Annotated in this window: 25 protein-coding genes; 8 read left to right on the top strand and 17 right to left on the bottom strand. The window is 57.9% G+C overall.

Translation table 11 applies throughout. The features are described from left to right. The first annotated feature begins 198 nt into the window (after positions 1 to 198). The 3 genes from bchD to NW842_RS12205 all read left to right on the top strand — a co-directional run bounded on the left by bchD (position 199) and on the right by NW842_RS12205 (position 4,724). A complete protein-coding gene (gene bchD, locus NW842_RS12195) occupies positions 199 to 2,217 on the top strand; it encodes a magnesium chelatase ATPase subunit D (protein WP_414418126.1) in 2,019 nt (672 codons plus the stop codon). Between the two features lie 83 nt (positions 2,218 to 2,300). Next, on the top strand, positions 2,301 to 3,071 hold the full coding sequence (locus tag NW842_RS12200; protein ID WP_414418127.1) for a DUF2993 domain-containing protein: 771 nt from the start codon (positions 2,301 to 2,303) through the stop codon (positions 3,069 to 3,071). 591 nt (positions 3,072 to 3,662) lie between these two features. Continuing rightward, positions 3,663 to 4,724 (top strand): sensor histidine kinase, encoded by a 1,062-nt coding sequence (locus NW842_RS12205; RefSeq protein ID WP_414418128.1) that lies wholly within the window; start codon positions 3,663 to 3,665, stop codon positions 4,722 to 4,724. A 53-nt stretch (positions 4,725 to 4,777) separates the two neighbouring features. On the opposite strand, the gene NW842_RS12210 is transcribed toward NW842_RS12205, so the two are convergent. The 4 genes from NW842_RS12210 to NW842_RS12225 form a co-directional block, all read right to left on the bottom strand. Further along, positions 4,778 to 5,386, bottom strand: a complete 609-nt coding sequence (locus NW842_RS12210) for a response regulator (protein WP_414357567.1) — start codon at positions 5,384 to 5,386, stop codon at positions 4,778 to 4,780. Positions 5,387 to 5,639: 253 nt separating this feature from the next. After that, the gene (locus tag NW842_RS12215) at positions 5,640 to 5,954 is read right to left on the bottom strand and encodes a DUF3007 family protein (RefSeq protein WP_414357568.1); all 315 of its coding nucleotides are present in this window, start codon (positions 5,952 to 5,954) and stop codon (positions 5,640 to 5,642) included. Positions 5,955 to 5,982: 28 nt separating this feature from the next. Beyond that, positions 5,983 to 6,204, bottom strand: coding sequence for an NAD(P)H-quinone oxidoreductase subunit L (gene ndhL, locus NW842_RS12220; protein ID WP_414331907.1), 222 nt, complete (start codon positions 6,202 to 6,204; stop codon positions 5,983 to 5,985). A 108-nt stretch (positions 6,205 to 6,312) separates the two neighbouring features. Continuing rightward, positions 6,313 to 6,717, bottom strand: coding sequence for an NIL domain-containing protein (locus NW842_RS12225; RefSeq protein ID WP_011433941.1), 405 nt, complete (start codon positions 6,715 to 6,717; stop codon positions 6,313 to 6,315). A 295-nt stretch (positions 6,718 to 7,012) separates the two neighbouring features. Between NW842_RS12225 and NW842_RS12230 the strand changes: the two genes are divergently transcribed. Beyond that, entirely contained in the window at positions 7,013 to 7,183 is a 171-nt protein-coding gene (locus tag NW842_RS12230; RefSeq protein ID WP_414357569.1) for a hypothetical protein, read from the top strand. A 7-nt stretch (positions 7,184 to 7,190) separates the two neighbouring features. Beyond that, complete coding sequence (locus NW842_RS12235) at positions 7,191 to 9,626, top strand: endonuclease MutS2 (RefSeq protein WP_414357570.1); 2,436 nt, start codon at positions 7,191 to 7,193, stop codon at positions 9,624 to 9,626. A 207-nt stretch (positions 9,627 to 9,833) separates the two neighbouring features. On the opposite strand, the gene NW842_RS12240 is transcribed toward NW842_RS12235, so the two are convergent. From NW842_RS12240 to NW842_RS12250, 3 genes are all read right to left on the bottom strand, one after another. Then, positions 9,834 to 10,088, bottom strand: coding sequence for a hypothetical protein (locus NW842_RS12240; RefSeq protein ID WP_414357571.1), 255 nt, complete (start codon positions 10,086 to 10,088; stop codon positions 9,834 to 9,836). A 121-nt stretch (positions 10,089 to 10,209) separates the two neighbouring features. Continuing rightward, a complete protein-coding gene (locus NW842_RS12245; RefSeq protein WP_414357572.1) occupies positions 10,210 to 10,638 on the bottom strand; it encodes an urease subunit beta in 429 nt (142 codons plus the stop codon). Between the two features lie 71 nt (positions 10,639 to 10,709). After that, on the bottom strand, positions 10,710 to 11,012 hold the full coding sequence (locus NW842_RS12250; RefSeq protein ID WP_011433938.1) for an urease subunit gamma: 303 nt from the start codon (positions 11,010 to 11,012) through the stop codon (positions 10,710 to 10,712). Between the two features lie 359 nt (positions 11,013 to 11,371). Here NW842_RS12250 and hrcA point away from each other — a divergent pair, with 359 nt between their 5' ends. From hrcA to NW842_RS12265, 3 genes are all read left to right on the top strand, one after another. Beyond that, positions 11,372 to 12,523, top strand: coding sequence for a heat-inducible transcriptional repressor HrcA (hrcA, locus tag NW842_RS12255; protein ID WP_414344420.1), 1,152 nt, complete (start codon positions 11,372 to 11,374; stop codon positions 12,521 to 12,523). Between the two features lie 53 nt (positions 12,524 to 12,576). Beyond that, positions 12,577 to 13,560 carry a tRNA lysidine(34) synthetase TilS gene (gene tilS, locus NW842_RS12260; RefSeq protein ID WP_414357573.1) on the top strand — a complete coding sequence of 328 codons (984 nt, stop codon included), beginning with the start codon at positions 12,577 to 12,579 and terminating at the stop codon, positions 13,558 to 13,560. A gap of 287 nt (positions 13,561 to 13,847) precedes the next feature. Continuing rightward, entirely contained in the window at positions 13,848 to 14,744 is an 897-nt protein-coding gene (locus NW842_RS12265; RefSeq protein ID WP_414357574.1) for a T9SS type A sorting domain-containing protein, read from the top strand. A 51-nt stretch (positions 14,745 to 14,795) separates the two neighbouring features. Here the strand turns inward: NW842_RS12265 and NW842_RS12270 are convergent, their stop codons facing one another. The 10 genes from NW842_RS12270 to NW842_RS12315 all read right to left on the bottom strand — a co-directional run. After that, positions 14,796 to 15,203: an arsenate reductase ArsC gene (locus NW842_RS12270; protein WP_414418136.1), complete on the bottom strand. Its 408-nt coding sequence runs from the start codon at positions 15,201 to 15,203 to the stop codon at positions 14,796 to 14,798. Positions 15,204 to 15,228: 25 nt separating this feature from the next. Continuing rightward, positions 15,229 to 16,239 carry an ACR3 family arsenite efflux transporter gene (gene arsB, locus NW842_RS12275; protein ID WP_414418129.1) on the bottom strand — a complete coding sequence of 337 codons (1,011 nt, stop codon included), beginning with the start codon at positions 16,237 to 16,239 and terminating at the stop codon, positions 15,229 to 15,231. A gap of 339 nt (positions 16,240 to 16,578) precedes the next feature. Further along, positions 16,579 to 17,265 carry a VanW family protein gene (locus tag NW842_RS12280; protein WP_414418130.1) on the bottom strand — a complete coding sequence of 229 codons (687 nt, stop codon included), beginning with the start codon at positions 17,263 to 17,265 and terminating at the stop codon, positions 16,579 to 16,581. Position 17,266: 1 nt separating this feature from the next. Further along, positions 17,267 to 18,067 (bottom strand): anti-sigma factor domain-containing protein, encoded by an 801-nt coding sequence (locus NW842_RS12285; protein ID WP_414418131.1) that lies wholly within the window; start codon positions 18,065 to 18,067, stop codon positions 17,267 to 17,269. A gap of 72 nt (positions 18,068 to 18,139) precedes the next feature. Further along, positions 18,140 to 18,829, bottom strand: a complete 690-nt coding sequence (locus tag NW842_RS12290) for a sigma-70 family RNA polymerase sigma factor (protein ID WP_414418132.1) — start codon at positions 18,827 to 18,829, stop codon at positions 18,140 to 18,142. Positions 18,830 to 18,912: 83 nt separating this feature from the next. After that, positions 18,913 to 19,530 (bottom strand): ABC transporter permease, encoded by a 618-nt coding sequence (locus NW842_RS12295; RefSeq protein WP_414418133.1) that lies wholly within the window; start codon positions 19,528 to 19,530, stop codon positions 18,913 to 18,915. Next, complete coding sequence (locus NW842_RS12300) at positions 19,527 to 20,495, bottom strand: ABC transporter ATP-binding protein (protein WP_414409534.1); 969 nt, start codon at positions 20,493 to 20,495, stop codon at positions 19,527 to 19,529. The genes NW842_RS12295 and NW842_RS12300 overlap by 4 nt, the downstream gene beginning before the upstream one ends. Positions 20,496 to 20,520: 25 nt before the next feature. After that, positions 20,521 to 21,507: a glycine betaine ABC transporter substrate-binding protein gene (locus NW842_RS12305; RefSeq protein ID WP_414418134.1), complete on the bottom strand. Its 987-nt coding sequence runs from the start codon at positions 21,505 to 21,507 to the stop codon at positions 20,521 to 20,523. Between the two features lie 48 nt (positions 21,508 to 21,555). After that, positions 21,556 to 21,954: an RNA-guided endonuclease InsQ/TnpB family protein gene (locus NW842_RS12310; protein WP_414375566.1), complete on the bottom strand. Its 399-nt coding sequence runs from the start codon at positions 21,952 to 21,954 to the stop codon at positions 21,556 to 21,558. A 79-nt stretch (positions 21,955 to 22,033) separates the two neighbouring features. After that, positions 22,034 to 22,397: transposase (locus NW842_RS12315; protein ID WP_414418135.1), on the bottom strand; the 364-nt coding region annotated here is incomplete at its 5' end.

Below are 22,397 nucleotides of genomic sequence, written 5' to 3' on the forward strand. Positions count from 1 at the left end.
AATGACTTTTGCCAAACCGCCTAAAGCTCAGTAAATTCAGCAAAGTTCAGGGTTTTGGGGGTTAGAGGCATGCTCCCCAGAAAATCTCAGTTGCAAAGGCGGTGCGGAGCACTCAAGCGATAGACTGGGGTGTACAGCTCCCGCTCCGCTGCGAATCTGCTCGATTGAACCGTTGCTCGCCAAGCCTACCCGCCAACCATGGGATCCGCAACTCTATCCGCTCCTTGTACCTTTCCCCTCACCGCTGTAGTGGGGCAACAGGCGGCCAAGCTGGCTCTGCTGCTGGCAGCAGTGGATCCCAGCCTAAGGGGTGTGGTGCTGGTGGGGCCTCGCGGCACCGCCAAGTCGGTTTTGGCCAGAGGGATCCACGCCTTGCTACCGCCCATCGAGGTGATTGCGGGATCCTATTGCAACGACGATCCAGCGCAGCCGGATACCTGGTCCGACTGGGCCAAGGCTCGCTACCCAGCCGGAGAGGTGCCGCCCACCCAAGTGATATCGCCCCCCTTTGTCCAGGTTCCCCTGGGCGTCACCGAAGATCGGCTGCTGGGATCCGTCGATGTGGAGGCCTCCATCAGGCAGGGGGAAACGGTCTTCCAGCCAGGGCTCTTGGCTGCTGCCCACCGGGGCGTGCTCTATGTGGATGACATCAACCTCTTGGACGACGCCATCGTCAACTTGTTGCTGACGGTGGTGGGGGATGGGGTCAACCGCCTGGAACGGGAGGGGCTGAGTCTGCAACACCCCTGTCGGCCCCTGCTGGTGGCCACCTACAACCCCGAGGAGGGATCCCTGCGCCCCCACCTGCTGGATCGCCTGGCACTGGTGGTGCCGGTGGGGCAGGAGCTGAGCCTAGAAGAGCGAGGGGAAATTGTCCAACGGGCAACGCAATTTGTCGATGCTCCCGAGCCCTTCCTGGCCGAGCACCAGGCGGAACTGGAAGAAATCCGCACCCAGATTGTCCTGGCCCGAGAGTGGCTGCCCCAGGTCAAACCCCAGCGGGAACAGATCCACTACCTGGTGCAAGAGGCCATCCGCGGCAACGTCCAAGGGCACCGGGGAGAGCAGTTTGCCCTACGGGCCGCCTGTGCCCTGGCAGCTCTGGAAGGACGGGATCGCCTGTTGGCCGAGGATCTGCAGCAGGCTGTGCAACTGGTGCTGCTGCCCCGCGCCCAATACGACCCCGACCAGCCCCCGCCTCCCCCCCCGCCACCATCCCAACAGTCGGATCCCCCGCCGCCGGATCCCGACAAGGATGGGGAAGATAGAGAGGAAACGGATCCCCAACCGGAAAACCTGAGTCTGCCGGAAGAGTTTTTCTTCGAGCCGGAGCGCATTGCCCTCGACCCGCGCCTGCTGGCCTTTGCCCAGTCCCTCAACCAGCAGGGAAAAACGGGATCCCGCAGCCTGGTGTTCAGCGCCGACCGAGGCCGCTACGTCAAGCCCATCCTGCCCCAGGGATCCAACCCCCGCGTTGCCGTCGATGCCACCTTGCGAGCTGCTGCCCCCTATCAGAAAAGCCGCCGCCAGCGGCAACCGGGACGTAGCGTGATTGTGGAGCCGAGCGATATCCGCGCCAAAAAGCTGGTTCGCAAGGCCGGAGCCCTGGTGATCTTTGTGGTGGATGCCTCCGGCTCCATGGCCCTCAACCGCATGCAAGCGGCCAAAGGTGCCGCCCTGCGCCTGCTCACCGAGGCTTACCAAAACCGTGACAAGGTGGCCCTCATCGCCTTTCGTGGGGAAACTGCCGAAGTGTTGCTCCCCCCCACCCGCTCCATCGAGCTGGCCCGCCGCCGTTTGGAATCTCTGCCCTGTGGCGGGGGATCCCCTCTTGCCCATGCCCTCACCCAAGCCGTGCGCATGGGAGTCAATGCCCGTGCTGCCGGCGACGTGGGCCAGGTGATGCTGGTGGCCCTCACCGATGGTCGGGGCAACATCCCCCTCAGCCGCTCTTTGGGACGGAGCGATGGCAAACCCCAGTCGGGAACGGATCCCATCGACCTGAAGCAGGAGCTGCGGGAGATTGCCCTGCGCATCCGCGCCCTGGGGTTGAAGCTGCTCTTGATCGACTCCCAAAGCCGCTTTGTAACCACCGGCTTCAGCGCCGAGCTGGCGGAATTGGCGGGCGGACGGTACTTTCATCTGCCCCGTGCCACCGACCAGGGGATCGCAGCCGTGGCCCGCTCGGCTATGCAGGAGGGACGCACCTACCCCTGAGAGAACAGCCTCTCCGTCGGCGGAGGTTGTAACTTTTCTTAATGGCTGGTTATGATCCCTGTAGGCGCTCTTTACCTTTTCCCATGGCTACAGGACTCCTGCCCCAACTTTCCCTGCAGAATCCCATGGCTGTCGATTGGGTTAGCCGAGGGGTAGGCGCAGCCATTCGTGCCCTCTTTAAGCATGCAGAGCGGCTGGAGGCGCGCGTGCGAGTGGAGCCTGTTGCCAAATTGTTGCAGGGTCGTATCGACAGCTTTGAACTGTTGGGCCAGCACTTGCAGATGTACAACGGCCTGAGGCTTTCGGCTCTGGAGCTATTCTGCAACGCGGTGGCCATCGATTTCAGCCAAATTTGGCAGGGGAAGATCAAGCTGCGCCAGCCAGTACAGGCCACAATGCGCGTGGTGCTGAGCGAAGACGATCTGGCGCAATCGTTTAACACACCTTTTGTGCTGAACAGGCTGGCCCTGGTGGGACAGGATGGCAGCCCCCTATCCTTCCATCACGTCCATATCAGCATCACCCCGGCGCGGCGACTGCAATTCCAGGCAAATGTACAGCAGGGAGAAGCCAGGGCTTTCTGCGTCGGTTTTTCCGCCCAAGTTGAGGTGCTGGAGCGGCGTCGCATCCGCTTTACAGATCCAGTGTTTGAAAGCGGTACAGAAGAGGAGCTAGCCTTGAGCCAAGCTTTGGTACGCTGCCTGAATGAGCTTCTGGATTTGGATCGGCTCGCCTTGCGAGGCACTGAGCTGCGGGTCGATCGGGTGAACTTACAGCCCCAGCAGATGATCCTATACGGCAGTGCCACCCTAGCGCAATTTCCCACACGCCAACCCCAATGGGAAAGTGCTTGACAGCCTTTGGAAGGGCGGCTACGCTCAATAGTGGTGAGGAGTGAAGAGAAGAAGCCTCTGGGGTCGAAACACGGACAGACTCCCAGAGGTTTTTTCATGTCCTAGGAGCTTGAGAGCTCCGCTCTGCCCCTCGATCTTGATCTGTTGAATCTGTTGAACTTGTAGTCCTTTGACCCAAACTGGGACACTACACCCAAAACGTTGGTCGCGTCGTCGCGTCAGCGTTGCCGAGCAATAATGCATGCGGCCAAAGGCTTTTCTCAATGGCCCAGGCGCCTCACCCTAACCTGAAACGACTATGATTGCTCAACGTTGGTTACGCCTGGGGATCAAGCTGCCTTTGCCGTGATGTCCACAGCTTTGCCAACCGGAATACGGCGCGGCTTCTCTAAAGAATGGGGTAGCTGGGTATCCTAAAAGCTGGGGTTACGGCATCCTTCTTTATTCATGGGGATGAAGTGGCTCAAGACATAACGGTCATTCTAAGACTTAGGAAAGAACTCTTCAGCCTTGACCGTGAGGGGATGTTTATTCTTTGCCTACGGTTGGTTCACTATTCAAGCAGGTCTTGTCAAAGCGAGCACACCGAGTTTGAAACAGCAACTACTCCGCCTACTTGAGTTTTGGCGCCGCCGCTTTCCCCACAGCCTGCGCACCCAGGTGGCATTGGTCATTGCCAGCCTTTCGTTCGTCCCCAACTTGGTTTTCATCCTGTCGGTGCAGTGGATCTGGCCCGACACGCAGTTCAGCACTGAAGGGATCCTTCTGCTGCTGCTGTGGATCCCGTTGCTGGCGGTGCTATCGGCGGTGGTGGGCTATGCTCTGTCCTCCATGATTTTGCGCCCCCTCACCCTGCTGGCCCGCGAGTTGGCCCATTTGGAAACCTTGATCAACCAGCCTGCCCGTTGGAATCTGCTGCTCCGCCCCGGGGATCCCCAGGAAGCCCTGATCTTGCGGCAGGCTTTTGCCCAGTTGCTGCGCCAGATCCAGATCGATCAAATGCGGCGAGAAGCCTTTACCGCTACCCTCGTTCACGACCTCAAAACCCCCCTCATCGCCTTTGGGCACCTGCTGAGCGCCTTTAAACAGGATCAACAGCTCGAGCCGGAGCAACGTCGCGCTCTGCTGGATCGCATCCTGCAGGAAAATCAACACAATCTCTCTCTGGTGCAGAAAATGGTGGAGGCTCACCGCCTGGAGCGGGGAGAGATCGAGTTGCATCCTCGGCCTTGTGATCTGGGATCCCTGGCCAGAAAGGTGGCCGAGCGCATGGGATCCCTGGCCCAGGAGCGGGGGATCGATCTGCGAGTCGAAGGAGAAGGGTGGGGCAACGCCGATGAGGCAGAGCTGGAGCGGGCGCTGGTGAATCTGGTGGACAACGCCTTGCGCTACGCACGCCATGCGGTGGTGTTAATCGTCAGCCCCCACCAGATCCAGGTGCAGGATGATGGCCCCGGCTTGCCGGCTCCCCTAGAAGAGTTGGCCCAACCCTACGTGACCCAGCCCATTCACATTGCCGGCCACCACTACCCAACCGGCTCAGGAGGTCTAGGGCTATACATCGCCAAGCGTATCCTGCAGGCCCATGGAGGGGAATTGCGGTTGGTCGAGACGGGATCCCAAGGGGCTACTCTAGCCCTAGTGTTGCGCTGACCTTCTCTTAGCAGTTCAACCCTGGCAGAGCAAGACAGTGCGAGAAAACGTGCTCAACCGACAGGGCGACCCCGGTACATCAATCGGTACTTCACCTGCGGGGTCAAGTCTTTCTGCCCTGGATCCCCTTCCGCCGTGATGGGTTGTGGAGGGGCGGTGGGGGAGTGCGCGATCGGCTGCGGGGGAGTGGTGGAAGAAGATGTACGGCTGACCTCCCCAGGCCATACGCCCGCTTGCTCCAGAGCCCTGTAGAGTGCCGCCGTGTCAATAGGCAAAAACCACCTGGCAGCCTCGTAAATTCGTTCGAGGGAGTGGAGAATATCGTCGGCCTCTGCCAAGCCGGGGATCACATCTGCTGCCCCCTGATAAATTGCCCAGCGCCGCTCTGCAGGCTCGATGTGGCGACGGGGGTGATGAGTCAGGATCACAGGGATGTTGGGCAGCTTACTTTGGCACTCTCGACAAAAGGCATAGGGGTTAAACAGCCCCGTCGTCATGTCCACCACCATCAGATCCAAATCCAGAGGCTGACTTGCTGCCACCTCCAGCAGATCTTCACGCGGGGAAACCAGCACCACAGAGTGCCCCTGAGACTCCAGCGCCAACTTCCAGAGATGAATTTGCGAGGGCTGGCCCTGAGCTAGCAGTATGGTTTTGCTCACCGTAGATGGAGAGATGTGAGTAGAAGGGAAGGCGAAGGCTTGCACCACTTGATGATCCGTTATACGTCAGAATCTTGTGCAAGGCGCAATGTAGCATCCTTAAGAGGAGCAAATGGTGACCGGATATACAAGTGCTGCTGTTTAGGCCCAACACTCTACAAATTAAATCCGGATTAAATCCGGATCCCCAGCAGCCGACAGCCCATTTCTGGGTGCGGCCTGTCCGACGGCCTCAACGTTTGTCTTGCTCAATTCAATCTGGGATCCCTTCTTTCTCGCTTTCCAATTCAGCTTGCAGGGCCTGCCACTCTTCCGGAGACAGCGAGTGGAGTTTCTCTTGAAGTTGCTGGGTCTCAAAGCTGGCCCACTGAGCCTTCAGGGTCATTTCCCCCCGCAGCACCCGCCTCAGGTAGCCAAAAGTCCACCCCAAGCAGGCCAATAGAAGCACCACGCTCGATATCTGCTGCGCGGCCCCCGTATCCAAGCCCGCCCAAAGCAGCAGGCCGTAGAGGATCCCTCCCCCCAACAGCAGGGCTAAGCCTATAGCAAGAACATCCAATCTGCGCATGGCTCAGTGAACCGACAAACGGCTGACCTTACAGCGACCGGGGCTTGGGCCGGAACGTCATGAAGGGAGCCAAGAGCACCATGCCGGGAAAGAAAAACAAGACCAAGAAAAACATCAACACCTTTTCCCAAGCACTGCCTGAAGTCCAGCGTTTGTCCACGTACAGCAGAGACAACAGAGGCAGCACCAGCAAATAGAGAACAGCCAAACCGGCATAAGTTAACCCAATCAACGATGTAGTAGAAGCCATGTCGAGTGCGCTCCGCAGCTAGACCTATGTCCAACAAATCTAACAGGATTGTAAAGGGATTTGTCAGCTTGGGGGAGTTCGTAACTCAGCCAACTGACCACAAACTGACTACAAGCTGGTGCTGATCGCCCCAACGGGGCAGGTGGCAACACACTGTTCGCACATGACACAGCGGTTGCGAGAGAACTCCAGCTTCCAGTTGGGAGCAGAAATCTTCAGGGCCTCGGTTGGGCAAACTCCCGTACACAATCCGCAATCCACACACAAGTCTGGGTCAATCTGAATTTCCTTGGCCCGTTCTGTCACCTCAATGCCCAAAGACTGCACCCACTCCAAGCCTGCTTCCACCTGGTCGATATCCCCCGACAGCTCCACCACCAAAGTACCCACTTCGTTGGGGGCTACCCTGGCGCGCACGATATTGGCAGCCACATCGAAGTCTTTGGCCAACCGATAGGTGAGAGGCACATTCACCAAATGGCGGGGGAAAATGAGGGTGACTCGTTTGCGCACGGATCTTGAGTGTTTTGAGTGCAGCAACTTCCTTCAGTATGGCAGGCTTGTGAGGTTCAGTTTGGCCGTGAATGCAGCTCACTTCCACCCTCCACAGGACACCCAAGGCGAACCCCACAGCGGTAGGGCGGGGCTTTGAACCCAGTTTTTCGGTGAGCTCAGCTTCTTGGGAAGATCACCAGAGGCAGCGCGTGAGACAACGGCGCCATTATCAGCGTGCCCCTCCCACCAAAAGCCATCTGTGGAAGCCGACCCAGAGCCTGCCACAATAAGATAGAGAGCATCCCCAATCCCTATGGACTCATCTTTTGCTCGGCCCCGCCTCAACTCAGAGCAGTACCGGCAGATGCTGGTGCGGGATGGCGAGCGTCGCTTCCGCGAGTGGCACACGGCCTTCCTCAAGTACCAACGGCAGTTTTTGCAGGAGATGAAGCAACTGCGTCTCCAGGGTTCTTTGCATCGCTGAATGGTTAATGCCCACCGTCCCCACCTTGCACCCGCTGCCAGTCTTTTCCAAGCCCGATCCCTCCCCAGGGCCTACGGCCCGCCAAGACGAAGGGCAAGAAACTTTGGAATTGTTGGAGTGGCCCCGCCTCTGTCAACACTTGGCCACCTTTGCGGCCACACCCTTGGGCCGTCGTGCCTGCTTGGAGCTGGATCCCTGGCAGAGCCGCGCCGATAGCGAAGCCTACCTTGAGCAGACGGAAGAGGCGATCCGCCTCGATCGCACACAGGCGGGGGGCCTTTCCATGGCAGGGATCCACAACCTGCTGCCGGCTTTGGAACGGGCTGAACGGGGGGGGATCCTGAGCGGGGAAGAGCTGGTGCAGATTGCTACAACTCTGGGGGCGGCCCGCCGCATTCGTCGTCTGATCGACGACCACGACCATCTGCCACGCTTGCAAACTTGGGTGAGCACCCTGCGCACCTACCCGGAGCTGGAGCAGGAGATCTTCCGCTGCCTGGAGGAACATGGCGAGGTGCGGGACAGCGCCAGCCCTACCCTTGCGGATCTGCGCCAGCAGCAGCGGCGGCAACGCAGCCAGATCCAGGAGCGCCTGCAACAGTTGATGAGCCAGTACCCCCAGGCGCTGCAGGACAACCTGATCGGCCAGCGGCAGGGACGGTTTGTCCTGATGGTCAAGGCCACCCATCGGGATCTCATCCGCGGCATTGTGCATGACAGCTCTGCCAGTGGGGCCACCCTCTATGTGGAGCCCTACGCCGTGGTGGAACTGGGCAACCGCTGGCGAGAAACCCAAGTTCAGATTCAGGCGGAGGAAGAGCGGATCTTAGCCGCGCTCTCGGCTCAGGTGGCCTCCGTCGCCACCGATCTGGAGCATTTGCAGGGGGTGATGGTGGGGTTGGATGTGGCTCTGGCTCGGGGTCGCTACAGCCTCTGGCTGGACGGCAATCGTCCCCAGTTTGTCTCGGCAGGATTGCGCCTGCGTCAGGCCAAGCACCCCCTGCTGCTCTGGCAATCTCGCGCCGCTGCCCCTTCGGAGGGTCAAGGCTCTGCTGTTGTCCCTATCGACTTCACCCTCTCGGACTCGATTCGGGTCGTAGTCATCACCGGCCCCAACACCGGCGGCAAAACCGTTGCCTTGAAAACCCTGGGGCTGTTGGTGCTCATGGCCAAGGCGGGGATCTTCCTGCCGGCTCAAGATCCGCCCCAACTGCCTTGGTTCGACAGGGTTTACGCCGACATTGGGGACGAGCAGTCGCTGCAACAAAATCTCTCCACCTTTTCAGGGCACATCCGCCGCATCAGCCGCATGGTACAGGCCCTGCAGTCCACTCCAGAGCCGGCCCTTGTCCTGTTGGATGAGGTGGGGGCGGGCACGGATCCCACCGAAGGAGCTGCCCTGGCGGCTGGGCTGTTGGAGTATCTCTCGGAAAAGGCGCTGCTCACCCTGGCCACCACCCACTACGGCGAGTTGAAGGCCCTGAAATACCAACATCCCTGCTTTGAAAATGCCTCGGTGGAGTTTGATGAGGTCACCCTGGCCCCCACCTATCGCCTTTTGTGGGGGATCCCAGGCCGCTCCAATGCCTTGACCATTGCTCAACGGCTGCAGTTGGATCCAGAGATTCTGCGGCGGGCCCAGCAGCACCTGCAGGGGGAAAGCCAGGTGGATCAGGTGATTGCCGGGCTGGAAGCGCAGCGAGCTCAATTGGAAGAGCGGGCGGCCCAGGTGGGATCCCTGCATCGAGAGCTGGAGAGCCTATATCAACAAATGCAACAGCGTAGCCGCCAAATCGCCGAGCGAGAAGCCCGGCTGGAGCAGAAGCAAAACCAAGAACTGCAAGCCCTGTTGGCTGCTGCCCGTCAGGAAGTGGCTGCCGCCATCCGCAAATTGCAGCAGGGAGAGGATCCCCAACGCATTACTGCCGAGCTGGCGCAAATCCAGCAGCGCTACTCTCCCCCACCGCCGCCTGTGGATATGGAGTTTGTGCCAGAGGTGGGAGATCGGGTGCGGCTGAGAGGCTTGGGGCAGACGGGAGAGGTGATCGCCATCGAAGGAGATGTATATGTAGTGCGCAGCGGCATCCTCAAATTCACAGTGCCACGGGGGCAGTTGGATCCCATTGACGAACACCAGGCCAAGCAGCGCCAACGCCCCAAAGCCCCACCTCCCTCCCCTGCAGCCACAGCTCCCCTGAACCTGCGCACCAGTCAGAACACCCTCGATCTGAGGGGAAAAACCGTTGCCGAGGCCGAGGCCATTTTGGAACAGCACTTTGCCCAAGCTCCCCCCGGCCCTGTCTGGATCATCCACGGCCACGGCACAGGGCGCTTGCGGGCCGGCGTACAAGCTTACTTGCAAAATCACCCCCGCGTTCAGCGTTTTTCAGCCGCTGATCCCCAAGACGGCGGTACTGGAGTGACCGTGGCTCACCTGCAATGAGGCTTACCGGTGCCGGAGGGGACTCAGATCCAGATCAGATCCAAAGCCGAGATAAAGCTCCGGGCCCCAAGGATCCACAGGGTTTCCGAGGGCTATCATCTCCAGACAGCCGTGAGCTCAAGCTTCCCTCCCCCCTTCGGAAGAGAGACTAGGGAGGGTTAAGTTGGCTTTATTGGGTCGGAGACCGAACAAGGGCTGGCGATTGTCTCAAGCCTGACTCTGGAGCACTGCCGCTGCCGAGCTGACGGGCTGGGATCCCCTCTGTTGTCGCCGGCTTCGCCAGAGCCAGTAGCTCCGCAGCAGTTGGCCATCTCCAATGAGCTTCAACATCACCGCCACCGTCGCACCTGTCCAACTGAGAGGCCCAAAGGCGGTGCCTGCTGCTGCCAACAGCGCCAACCCAGAAAGATTTAGCCCCAAGCCTTGCACCCACATCCACAAGATAGTCTCGCGTTCTGACATCTGCCCGCTCCTAGGGGAGAAATAGGATAGCCCTACTGTCCTGAATCTGAGCGGAGACGGGGATGGGGTTGAACCTTGGCACGGCTGCCCAAAGCTGCACACTTGGGGGGGGCGGTACTCCCTAGGGATTGGCTGCTTGACCCATCCACTCCTGCAATCGGGCCAGGGCCAGCCGCTTTTGGGCGGCAGAGCGTACCGTACCCTCCGTGAGCCGATTGAAGCCATGCACCAACCCCTTGCCCCCCAAAGCCACCAGCGTCACCCGATGGGTTTGGCCTGGCTCAAAACGCACCGCATTGCCGGAAGGAATGTTGAGGCGCATGCCAAAGCTGGCGGCGCGATCGAAAACCAGGGCCCGGTTCACCTCGAAAAAGTGAAAATGGGATCCCACCTGAACGGGCCGATCCCCTCGGTTGGTGACCTCTAGCGTCACGGTGGCCCGCCCGACGTTGGCCTGGATGGGATCCTCTGCCAGCAGCAGTTCCCCTGGGATTAGGGCTGGCTCCGCGTTGGCGCCAGGCGTGGTTTTGGATTTGCGGCCAGAGGGCATGGGGACAACCTCCTGAAGTTTTTCGGTCTTTGGAGCATCTGGGGGATCCCTGAAAGCGGGCAGCCCCGACGCTAGCGAATGGGATGGTGCAAGGTAACCAGCTTGGTGCCGTCGGGAAAGGTGGCTTCCACTTGGATTTCGGGGATCATCTCCGGGATCCCGGGCATTACGTCCTCGCGGGTCAGCCACGTCAGCCCCTCGCTCATCAATTGGGCGACCGTTTTCCCTTCCCGCGCCCCCTCCAAAACCGCTGCGCTCAAGTAGGCCACTGCCTCAGGGTAATTGAGTTTGAGGCCCCGCTGCCGCCGATCCCGAGCCAACTGGGCAGCCAGGTAGATCAACAACTTGTCTTTCTCCTGGGGGGATAAGTACACGGGACAACCTCAAAGATACAAAAGGATACAGGGGGGACAGCAGCAGGCCCAGTTGGCCTAGAGTTGACTCAACTTTATATCACCTCTGGGCAAAAAAAGGGGTCTAGGCTAGAGGGGATTTCCCTTTCTCCTGCACAACCCACAGCCTCAACCTCTTTCGGCATTGGGTGTTGCGACTCCCTTCCTGGGCAACCCGTCATGAAAGAGTAACAATAGATGCATACAGATGTATTTAGACGCGAAAGTTTGTCTAGATTCGTATCTCAACCCTGAGTTGGTCTATCCTGGAGCAATTTACCGGCTCTGTTTAGCACTTCCCTTTAGATAGATAGGTGTTGACTGGGTTCTTTTGATCGGCTATGAAACTCGAACTGACTCCCCGCCAGCGGAAGATTCTCTGGGCGACGGTGCGCAGCTACATTGCGACGGCTGAACCTGTCGGTTCCAAAACCTTGGCCCAGTCCTATAACTTTGGGGTGAGCACGGCCACCATTCGTAACGACCTGGCCACCCTTGAGCAGGTGGGGTTACTGTTTCAGCCCCACACCTCTGCGGGTCGGGTTCCCTCCGACTTTGGCTATCGGGTTTATGTCAACGATTTGTTGACCTCCGCCAACAGCGGTGGGATCCCTCACGATGCTCCTCAGCCGGATCCCCATCCTGCCCTGCAACAGTTGATGGATCAGCTTGGCCGTGAGCTGGGAGATGACTTGGACAGTCTCCTACAAAGGGTGGCCCAGCTTTTGGCCCATCTGAGCGGTTGCATTGCTCTTATCACCCCTCCTCAGGGGCCGGTGGTAGCCATTCATCATGTGCAGTTGGTGTCGGTAGCGCCAGGGCGGGTGATGGTGTTGGTGGTAACCGACTCCTATCAAACCCATTCAGCTCTGGTCAGCCCCCCCGACTGGCCCAGCGACTCCCGAGAGGATTTGGAAGATGAATTGCAATTGCTCAGCAACTTTCTCACCCTGAAGCTGCGGGGCAAAACCTTTGCCGAGTTGCAGGATCTGAGCTGGCTGAAACTGGATGAAGAATTTCGTACCTACGGCCATTGGCTCCAGCAACTGCTGCGCTCGGTGGTGCAACGCTGTCTACAGCCCTCTCTGGGGCAGGTGTTCAGTGCCGGTATGGCCGAGTTGATGCGTCAGCCGGAGTTTTCCCAGGCCCGGCAGGTGCAGGCAGTGATGCAGTTGATCGAGGAGGGAGCCAAGCAACTTCAGGGGATGATTGGGCTCCATTTTGCCGATGGGGGTTTGCCCTCTCTGCCGAGCTCAACGGAGATGGATCAGGAGTCGGGACAGTCTGCCCGCAAGACCCCGGTGATCATCTACATTGGCAGCGAGAATCCACTGGAGTCTCTGCACCACTGTACGGTTATCGCCTCCACTTACCACCGTCGCTCAGCTCCTCTGGGTACGGTCACCTTGCTGGGGCCGACCCGAATGGCCTACGAGCGCAGCATTGCTGCTGTGCAGGCGGTGGCCTCTCATCTGACCCGAGCTCTTGCCTAAGGGATCCCATAGCGGCAGGTAGGGTCTGGGTTGTACGTGAGCAATAGCAAGCTGTGGCCAGGCTCTCTCCTCTCCACCTGCGGGTACAGTGCGCCATTCGGCAGCAGCAACTTCTTCACCCTGGCCAGCGACTGCTGGTGGCTTTTTCGGGCGGGCAAGATTCTTTTTGCCTGCTCCAGATCTTGCGGGATTTGCAGCCTCGCTGGGGCTGGCAGATATTTGTTCTGCATTGTGATCACCGCTGGTCGGCAGATGAAACGGAGTGTGCTCGCTTTTTGCAGGGGTGGCTGCAGCAGCAGGGACTGCCTCATGCCGTTGAGACTGCGGATCCCATCCGCCGAGATGAGGCAGGGGCCAGGGCTTGGCGCTACCAACAACTGGACAAATGGGCCCGCATCTGGGATTGCAGCGCCGTGGTGATGGGGCATACGGCCACGGATCGAGCAGAGACGTTTTTGTGGAACTTGTTGCGGGGAACAGGAGCCGCCGGGCTGAGCAGCCTGGATTGGCAGCGTCGCCTGGACGACCGGGATCCCACCTCTGCCCAGGTGGTGCGACCCCTGCTGGGTCTATACCGTTGGGAAACCGAACAATTTTGCCAGCAGCACCAATTGCCGGTCTGGCCGGATCGCAGCAACCAAGATCTGGCCCATTGCCGCAACCGTCTCCGCCTGGAGGTGATGCCCTACTTGAAGCAGCACTTTAATCCGCAACTGGAAGCGGCCCTGAATCGGGCTGCCACGCTGCTCCAAGCAGAACATGAGCTGGTGGTAGCCCAAGCAGCTCAGCTATGGCAGCAGGTGTATGAGCCCGCTTTGCCAGGGCTGCGACGGGATCCCTTGCGGGCTGCCCCCTTGGCTCTGCAGCGGCAGGTGATGTTTCAATTTTTGTCTTTGGTGCTGCCCCACCACCCCACCTTTGACCAGGTAGAAGCCGGGATCCAGCTCTTAAAAGCAGACCGAGGCAGCCGTAGCCCCGATTATCCAGGTGGGCACTGGCTGGAAGTGAAAGGGGATCACTTGGTTTGTTTCCATTAATTTTTCCATTAATTCCACTTCCCCGAAGGGAAGCGACTATGTTCCGGAGAGAATATGACTGAACAGCATCATCGTTTCCATTAATTCCACTTCCCCGAAGGGAAGCGACCCTAAGCGATCTTCGTAAAGTGAATTCGGCTTTAGCGTTTCCATTAATTCCACTTCCCCGAAGGGAAGCGACTGATTCATTAATAGTAAGTATCACCACTGATTGTGGCAATACTTGGATACGATTAGCATCTTATGGTAATAATACAGGCCCGAGTCCATTGGCTACAGCACCTGATATGACCACTGCATTTGTACCTACCCCATCACAATGGGCAACCAAGACAATAGATTTAAGCCCGTATGCTTCTCAAACCGCCGCCAGAATCAGATTCCAATTGCGAAGTGGATGGGGAAATGTTACTTATCTGGATGATATAAACATTAGTGCTGCAACCAATACACCACCAAGCGCTTCTTTTAATGTTTCATCAACTAACATCTGTGCAGGGCAAAGTATTACATTTACCAATACATCTACCAATGCTACTTCCTATAGCTGGTCCTTCCCCGGCGGAACTCCTTCAACAAGTACGGCTGCCAGTCCTACTGTAACATTTAATTCAGCGGGGACATATACTGTAACATTAACAGCTAGCAATTTAAACGGAACAAACACGGCAACAGCCAGTATTGTGGTGAACCCTTTGCCCACACCTACTATAAGTGGTGGCGGTACTATTTGTCAGGGAAGCTCTGTAAATCTTACTGCTTCTGGTGGTAATAGTTTTACTTGGAATACAGGTGCTAATACTGCTTCCATCAATGTAAGCCCTGCATCCACTACTACCTATACCGTTACAGCCACAGCTACTAACGGATGTACAGCAACTGCCACTGCATCGGTTACAGTACTTAACTGTTCTTCGCTGGATGAAGTGATGAATACCTCCAACTTTTTGGTGTATCCCAATCCAGCTACTGATATGATTACCATTGCTCTGCAATTGGCTTCTGCCGAACCGTTGAAAGGAGAACTGATGACAACACTAGGTCAGGTGTTGCAGCAATTTACCATTGCTCCATCTCAGCAGCAAATAACTTTGATCACAGACGGATTGTCTTCTGGAATTTATCTTCTTAGAATATCTGACGGAAAACAAGCGATAACACAACGCATCATGGTTGTAAAATAAATCAGAAAGCCCCGGTTACGGGGCTTTTTTGTTTGTGTTTTCTTACTAGGATTAAGCAATGATAGTCTTTGAAAATTCTTCGCAGAATGTGCGTATCTCATTTCGAACCATACGAAATGCATGCATAATTTCTTCTTCACTTCCGGTTGCTTTGGCAGGATCAGAAAAACTATGATGTATGCGAATGGAATTACCTGGTATGTACGGACAGTTTTCTCTGGCATGATCACATACCGTGATGATGTAATCAAAGGGTATGTTTAAGTATTCATTTACATGGTTGCTGGTATGATGACTGATATCAATTCCATCTTCCTTCATGATTTGTATGGCTCTCGGATTTACGCCATGCATCTCAATACCGGCACTGTAAATATGAGCTTTACCTTGTAACAGATTTTCTAAATAACCATGTACCATTTGACTACGGCAGCTATTACCTGTGCATAAAACCAAGATTTTTTCATGCTATGAATTTTTTAATTTAATACCTCCAACTGTTAGCGATGGCTACCAACGATAACATAATGGGTACTTCTATGAGTACACCAACCACCGTGGCTAACGACGCACCTGAATTAAGACCAAAAAGTGATATGGCCACGGCAACTGCGAGTTCAAAAAAATTACTGGCACCAATCATCGCAGCCGGTGCACAAACCGGATGTGATAAACGGAGCAATTTTCCACCCAGCCAGGTTATAAAAAATATGAAGTAGGTTTGAATGGTCAGTGGTATGGCTATCAACAAAACGGTGTATGGATGATCCAGTATGTGTTCGCCCTGAAAGGCAAAGAGTAAAACCAGGGTTGAAAGCAATGCTAGTATGGAAACAGGACGAAGTGCCGGAAGAAATTTTTGTTCAAACCAATCCTTTCCTTTTCGTTGAAGCAATATCCGATTGGTCAGATAGCCCGTAGTTAGCGGTATAACAACAAAAACAACCACCGAAGTAATCAGTACTTCATACGGTATCTGTATGTTGGTTACTCCCAGCAGCCATTTTACAATGGGTACAAATGCAACCGGCAGAATAAGATCGTTGACTGAAACTTGTATTAACGTATAATTGGCATCGCCTCTTACCAAATAACTCCACACAAACACCATGGCTGTGCAGGGTGCGGCACCCAGCAGAATGGCGCCTGCCAGGTACTGGTCTGCATCTTCCGGAGTGATCCAGGTAGCATACAGATTTTTAAAGAAAATCCATCCAAACAATGCCATGGTGAAAGGTTTGATCAGCCAGTTTACAGTAACTGTCAGCGCCAGCCCTTTCCAATTTTTTGAAACACCGCCTATCGATGAAAAATCAATCTGTACCATCATCGGGTAGATCATCATCCAAACCAACACCGCTACCGGAATGTTGATGGTATATATCTGCCAGCTTTCAAGCACCGAAACAGAATTCCCCAGTATTTTCCCAAGACCAATGCCTGCAGCAATGCATAGCGAGACCCAAACGGTAAGGTATTTTTCAAAAAACTTCATGGGTTGAAATTTAATTACAGCGTTTCCATTAATTCCACTTCCCCGAAGGGAAGCGACTCCCCCCCGTTATAACCCTTGCCCAGAGGTCTTGTTTTCGGCTGCAATTTCCCCTTGTTTTTCTCCGCCGAGGGGCCTGAAACCCTTGCCCAGAGCGGGATCGACCGGGTCAACGGAAGAATCAGGGTTTGAGGTTTGTCGCCGACCCTGTCGCTAACTGGGTTGGTGTAGAAATGGACATGGATCCCTGTGTGGAGGTTGCTGGGGAGCTGCTCCTGAGACGCTGAAGTAGGGGGCCAATGGGGCGAAAAAAGGACTCCGTCCCGCTGGCGCGATGAGAGGCTAGGGAGCAACGACATAGCGATCTTGGGAGAGGCGCTCGTTACCCCGATACACGCTCACCTGCAAATGCTGGGGATCCAGCCGGTGCCCCTCTACACGGATGGGCGGGATCCTCAGGGCGCGGCGGGATCCCCGTCCCAGCACGGACACAATCAGGTTTGGGCCGCGGATCTGAACTCGTAGGCGCACCGGCCAGGGGAAAGGGTTGCGCAGCTTGAGGTCGGCCAAGCCGTACCAAACGGTGGCATCTAAGCCAGGGGGCACCGACTCTACCTGCCGGTAATGGGGGTGCCTCTCCACCACCTCCAGCCCTGCCAACAGAGCGGCATTGTAAAGGCTAGAGGACACCTGACAGATTCCTCCCCCAACCGAATCCAGGGTTTCGGCCACCATAAACACCGGCGCGGGCACATAGCCTCGTTCCAGGCTGCGCGGCCCCACCACTTGGTTGAAGGAAAAAATCACTTCTGCCTGTTCCTGTGAGCGTGTCGCAGGCATGATGTAAACTCCATCCAGGCTTTGGACGGCTCGGCGAATGTTGTGGAGTTGAGAAGGAGTGCGCTCCTGCAAAGAAGTAACGTATTGGCTTAGGGTTGTTGGCGTGGGATCCGTCCACCACAAGGCCAGAAGGGCCAGTAGCGCCCCCACCAGCACAGCCAACCTCCGCAGGTCAACCCTTCCTCTCACCTCACACCTTGCCCGTCAGAAGGGGTTTCAAGGACTCCGTCCCGCTGGCGCGAGCGGGCAGTTGGCGGGAACCGGTCGCGACCAGCAGCTCTTGGGCGCGGGTACCTGCCGGCAACGTGCGGGATGGGCGTAGGGCCACCAGAGCAGAGCCTTGAGCATCCACCTGAAAGTCACCACAGTGGAGGAACTCGCCATTATCCAGCTTGAGCCAGAGGGAGTAGCGCTCCCCCGCCACCGGTTGGGGCAGATCCCGTGCGGCCAAGATAACCTCCTGCCAGTCTCCTGGGCGAAACAGCACGTTGGCCGTCCCCGCCTCCCCCTGCAAATGCACCAGACGGGATCCCGGCTGTTGCAGGAGATGAGACAATGCTCGCACCGGCTCTAACTGGGCCAGTTGCAGTGCTTGCCGCAGTCGCCAGTTGTCCAAGCTGAGCAGAACCAAAATTGCCGCCACCAAGCCTCCCAACCAGCGCCACCCCACCCCAAAAGCAGGCAGTGGAGAGTGAAGGGGGACTGCCATCTCCTGCTCGCGTAAGCCGATAGCCCCCACCTCTGCCATCACCTTATCGCGCAAGCTGGCAGGCGGGAGTACTCCTGGCAATCCGTAGGGCAACAATTCCAAGGTTTCTTGCAAGGCTTGCAGTTCGGCCACCAGCCGAGGGTCTTGAGTTAGGCGTGCCTCTAGAGCACTCACCTGTTCAGGAGATAAGTCCCCCAGCAGATAGCCGGCCAGTTCTTCCCGTTCCTCTGTTAAAGGGGGCGAGGTGGATAAGGACTCCGTCCCGCTGACGCGATCAGACATGGCCATCCCGACACCAGAACTCAACTCCAAACCTAGGACTCCGTCCCGCTAACGCGAAAGGACGCGGTCCCGCTAACGCGAGCAGAAACCCAGAAGGGCGCGCAGGGATCCCCGCAATTTGCAGAGAGCTTGGCGAGAGCGGGTCTTAACCGTCCCCAACGGGATCCCCAATTGGCGAGCAATGTCCGCCTGGCTCAACCCTTGGTAATAGAGCAACTCCAGGATCTGCCGTTGGTTTTCGGGCAATTGGCTGAGGGCCGCTTGCACCGCTTGCCGCCGCTCCTCGATGGAAACCTGCTCAAAAGGGAACCGAGTCTTGCTAAAGGACTCCGTCCCGCTGACGCGAAAAGACTCCGTCCCGCTGACGCGATCGGCGCTGAGAATGGTCTGCCAGCGTTTCAAAAGAAGTTGGTGGCTGCCCTGAGAACGCAGACGGTCAATGGCCCGCGAGCGGGTCAGGATGCACAAAAAACTGCTCAGGGATCCCCGCCGCTCGCGCGACTCGGACGGAGTCCTTGGATCACAGCCAACCTTGCGCCACAGCTCGACAAACACCTCCTGAGTCAGGTCTTCTGCCTCGGCCACGTGGCCCAGGATCTTGAAGGCCAGCCCATAGACCAAGCCGGCATAGCGATCGTAGAGCGCAGCCAGAGCAGCAGGTTGCCCCGCCTTGAGCGCTTCCATCAGCTCCCAATCGGCGCGGGATGACCAATCTCTCACCCGCTCACGCCAGCGGGACGGAGTCCCTGGTTGCTCACCCATGCTACACCCAGTTTCGCCCCACACAACTAGAGGATAAACCTGCCCGATCGCGCCAGCGGGACGGAGTCCTTAAGTCTACCCCCTCAGCCACGACGGGCCGCCCATTCCAGGCTGAGCAAGGCCGTGTTCACCAGCAAGGCCAGGGATCCCACCGCCAGGGATCCGGCCCAGATCTTGTCGTAGCGACCGGCCTGGGCAATGCCATCGAACAGCAGGGTGCCCAGTCCTCCCGCCCCAAACTTGGCCCCCACGGTGGCAATGGCAATGGCCACAATCGCCGCCAAGCGCAGCCCTGCCAAGACAATCGGCAGCATGAGCGGCACCTGCACCTGCCACCACCGTTGCCAGAAGTTCATCCCCATGCCCTTGGCCGCTTCCAGAATGGCAGGCTCGACCGAGCGCAGGCCCACGCAAAAGTGGCGCACCAAGATCACCTGCGTGTAGATCACCATCGCCACCACCACCGAGCGGGCATTCAGGCCAAACCAGGGCACCAACAAAATAATCAAAGCCAGGCTGGGCACCGTGTACAGGATGCTGAGGATCCCCATGACCGGCAGGGCCAACCAGCGCACCTGATGGATCAGCAGGGCCAACGGCAGCGCCAGCACCACCGCCATGCCCAGGGTCATCCCCACCATCGCCAAATGCTCTTGGGTGAGCTGCCACACCAGGCCGGGATGGCTGAGGAGATAGCTCACGCGGATCCCCCCTCCAGCATGGCCAAGCTGCGAATGTGATCCAAGGTCAGAACCCCGATGGCCCGCCCGTCTTCCCACACCGTCAGGGCTGCCGCCCCTGTGCGCAACAGCAGGGACAAGGCTTGCCGCAAAGTTGCCTGGGGCCTCACCATCGCTCCCTCCTGGATTTTGTGATTGTGAGGGATCCGGGCCATCGCCGTTTCTACCCGCAGCACACTCAGTTGCCGCACCATGTCATCTGCCCCCAGCAGTTCCTTAACAAAGGGAGTAGCCGGTTGGGTGAGCAGCCGAAAGGGAGTATCGAACTGCACCACCCGCCCCTTCTGCATCACCAAAATGCGATCCGCCAGGCGCAGCGCCTCCTCCACATCGTGGGAGACGAACAGGATGGTTTTTTTCAATTGCCGTTGCAGGCGCAGGATCTCATCTTGCAGCTTGCTGCGGGTAATGGCATCGATGGCCCCAAAAGGCTCGTCCATCAGCAGCAGCCCTGGATCCCCGGCCAGGGCCCGAGCCAGACCGACCCGCTGTTGTTGTCCGCCCGACAGTTGAGCAGGGTAGCGGTTTCTGTACTCATGGGGGGGCAAATTAACCAAGCTGAGCAGCTCGTCCACCCGCTCGCGGATGCGCTCCTTCGCCCATCCCAAAAGTCGCGGCACCACCGCCACATTCTGGGCCACCGTCATGTGGGGAAACAGCCCCGATTGCTGGATAACATAGCCGATCCGCTGCCGCAGAGCCGTGACGGGAAACTGGCGGATATCCCGCCCGTCCAAGCGAATCTGCCCCTGGGTGGGATCCAGTAGGCGATTCACCATTTTCAGAAGGGTGGTTTTGCCGCAGCCAGAAGGCCCCAAAATGACCACCAACTGGCCCGACTCCACGGAAAAACTGCACTCGTCCACAGCCGGCTGGGAACTGTGGGGAAAGCGCAGCGACACCCGCTCGAACTCAACGGTGCTCACCTCAGGGCCTCGTGCAAGGGCAAGATTATTTCTTCAGGATGCCGGCTTCCACCAAGAAGGCTCTGGCCACCTCCGCCGGCTCCTTGCGGTTGCCGCTCACCTCGTAGTTCAACCGCTGCATCACCTCATCCGTCAGCAGAGGGGAGAGGGCATTCAAAGCAGCGGCAATGCCGGGGTTGGCCTCCAGGGTATCCTTGCGCACCACCGGCGCCACCTGGTAGGGGGGGAAAAGCTGCTTGTCATCCTCCAGCAGCACCAGGTCAAAGGCGGCAATTTCCCCATCGGTGCCAAAGGCCACCGCCACATCCGCTTCCCCATTGACCAAGCCCTGGTAGCGCAGGCCGGGATCCACCGCTTTGTAGGCTTTGAGCCGAAAATTGCCGTAAGCTGCTTGGATCCCGGGTAGTCCATCTTCGCGGGCTTGAAACTCCGGCGGCCCGATCATCACCAGCTCGCCCGCTTTGGCCACCATGTCCGAGATGGTGGCGATGCCCAGCTCAGCCGCTCTAGTTCGGGTCATGGCCAGGGCCTGAGTGTTGTTCATGGGGGCGGGATCCAGCCAAATCAATCGGAACCGGCTCTCGTACTCGCGGGCCACCGTCGCGTACACCTCTGCCGGGTCGCCGCTGGTGGGCAGTTTAAGCACCGTCAGCAGGCCGGTGCCGGTGTACTCTGGGTAGAGATCGATCTCGCCGCTCAGCAGGCCCGCATGAGCTACCGGCGTGCCCCCCAGGTTGAGCTTGCGCTCCACCGTGAACCCTGCCGCCTCCAGGGCCAAGGCATACATTTCCCCCAGAATAAACTGCTCGGTAAAGTCCTTGGAGCCGACGATGATGGGCCTGGCGAGGCCCCTCTGGGGAGCGAGAACAAGAACCGCCAGCCCCGACAGGGCTAGCAGGGCCAAGCGACGAGTGGTTTTCAGCATAGACAAGGTGAGAAGGGATCCCAAACTCAAGATCAAGGGGCCCTGCCAAGAGAGTTCCGGCCTGGGCCAGGAAGTTTTGGCTGTCAAACCACCATTAAACCATTATTTTCCCTGAGCCTTGACATACTCCCCTGCCTAAAGGCAGGGGATTCTGGTTCCTGGTTCTGCGACAGCACTTACCGTGTCAGGTTGCCCCTCCACAGCAGCGGTGCTCATCTCCCCAGGCGTTCCCCCTTTCGGGGCGGTTCCCTTTTGCCCAAAGGTACCGTTGCTCCACTCCTCACCCAACAGCTCCAACCCTTTGCGCAGGATGTTGATGGCCGCATTCTCATCCCGGTCGATCACCACCCCACACTGCGGGCATTGATGGGTGCGAGTGGACAGCGTCTTCTTCACCCGGTGGCCACACCGAGAACAGTCCTGACTGGTGTACTGGGGCGGCACGGCCACCACCACCTTGTTGAAGACCTTCCCGTAGGAGTCCAGCCACCCGGTGAATAAACTCCACCCGGCATCGTGAATAGTGCTCCGCACCGCTTACGCGAGCGACTTGGCCAAGTGGTGATTCCGCACCAAGTTGCGCACCGGCAAGTCCTCATACGCCACGATGTCGCTAGACAAAGCGCTCCGCGCCGCCGTAGGCGAGCACTACGCACCGGGCCAGCTTGATGACCCAGTCTCTACGCTGGCGTTGGACTTTGAGATGCACCTTGCCCAGCCGCTTCCTCTGCTGGTGGTAGTTCTTGGATTGGGGTTTGGCCCCTCTCCGAAACTTTCTGCTCAGTCTCCTTTGCTGTCGCTTCAACCTCCTCTCGGCACGACGCAAAAACTTGGGACACGGCACAGCGTTCCCATTGCTGTCGGTGTAGAAGTGCATCAAGCCCACATCCAGCCCCACCACCTCGCCGGTGTAGCCCACCTTCTCCCGACGCTCCACGTCCAGGCAGAACTGGGCGTAGTAGCCATCGGCTCTCCGC

Origin of the sequence: Synechococcus sp. R55.4, assembly GCF_047461935.1 — a bacterium.
GTDB lineage: Bacteria > Cyanobacteriota > Cyanobacteriia > Thermostichales > Thermostichaceae > Thermostichus.

What these genes read in the sequence shown, in the direction of transcription:
- bchD (WP_414418126.1), top strand. Translation starts at nt 199, where the DNA reads ATGGGATCCGCAACTCTATCCGCTCCTTGTACCTTTCCCCTCACCGCT.
- NW842_RS12200 (WP_414418127.1), top strand. Translation starts at nt 2,301, where the DNA reads ATGGCTACAGGACTCCTGCCCCAACTTTCCCTGCAGAATCCCATGGCT.
- NW842_RS12215 (WP_414357568.1), bottom strand. Translation starts at nt 5,954, where the DNA reads ATGCGCAGATTGGATGTTCTTGCTATAGGCTTAGCCCTGCTGTTGGGG.
- ndhL (WP_414331907.1), bottom strand. Translation starts at nt 6,204, where the DNA reads ATGGCTTCTACTACATCGTTGATTGGGTTAACTTATGCCGGTTTGGCT.
- NW842_RS12230 (WP_414357569.1), top strand. Translation starts at nt 7,013, where the DNA reads ATGGACTCATCTTTTGCTCGGCCCCGCCTCAACTCAGAGCAGTACCGG.
- NW842_RS12235 (WP_414357570.1), top strand. Translation starts at nt 7,191, where the DNA reads ATGCCCACCGTCCCCACCTTGCACCCGCTGCCAGTCTTTTCCAAGCCC.
- NW842_RS12240 (WP_414357571.1), bottom strand. Translation starts at nt 10,088, where the DNA reads ATGTCAGAACGCGAGACTATCTTGTGGATGTGGGTGCAAGGCTTGGGG.
- NW842_RS12245 (WP_414357572.1), bottom strand. Translation starts at nt 10,638, where the DNA reads ATGCCCTCTGGCCGCAAATCCAAAACCACGCCTGGCGCCAACGCGGAG.
- hrcA (WP_414344420.1), top strand. Translation starts at nt 11,372, where the DNA reads ATGAAACTCGAACTGACTCCCCGCCAGCGGAAGATTCTCTGGGCGACG.
- NW842_RS12265 (WP_414357574.1), top strand. Translation starts at nt 13,848, where the DNA reads ATGACCACTGCATTTGTACCTACCCCATCACAATGGGCAACCAAGACA.
- arsB (WP_414418129.1), bottom strand. Translation starts at nt 16,239, where the DNA reads ATGAAGTTTTTTGAAAAATACCTTACCGTTTGGGTCTCGCTATGCATT.
- NW842_RS12285 (WP_414418131.1), bottom strand. Translation starts at nt 18,067, where the DNA reads ATGTCTGATCGCGTCAGCGGGACGGAGTCCTTATCCACCTCGCCCCCT.
- NW842_RS12290 (WP_414418132.1), bottom strand. Translation starts at nt 18,829, where the DNA reads ATGGGTGAGCAACCAGGGACTCCGTCCCGCTGGCGTGAGCGGGTGAGA.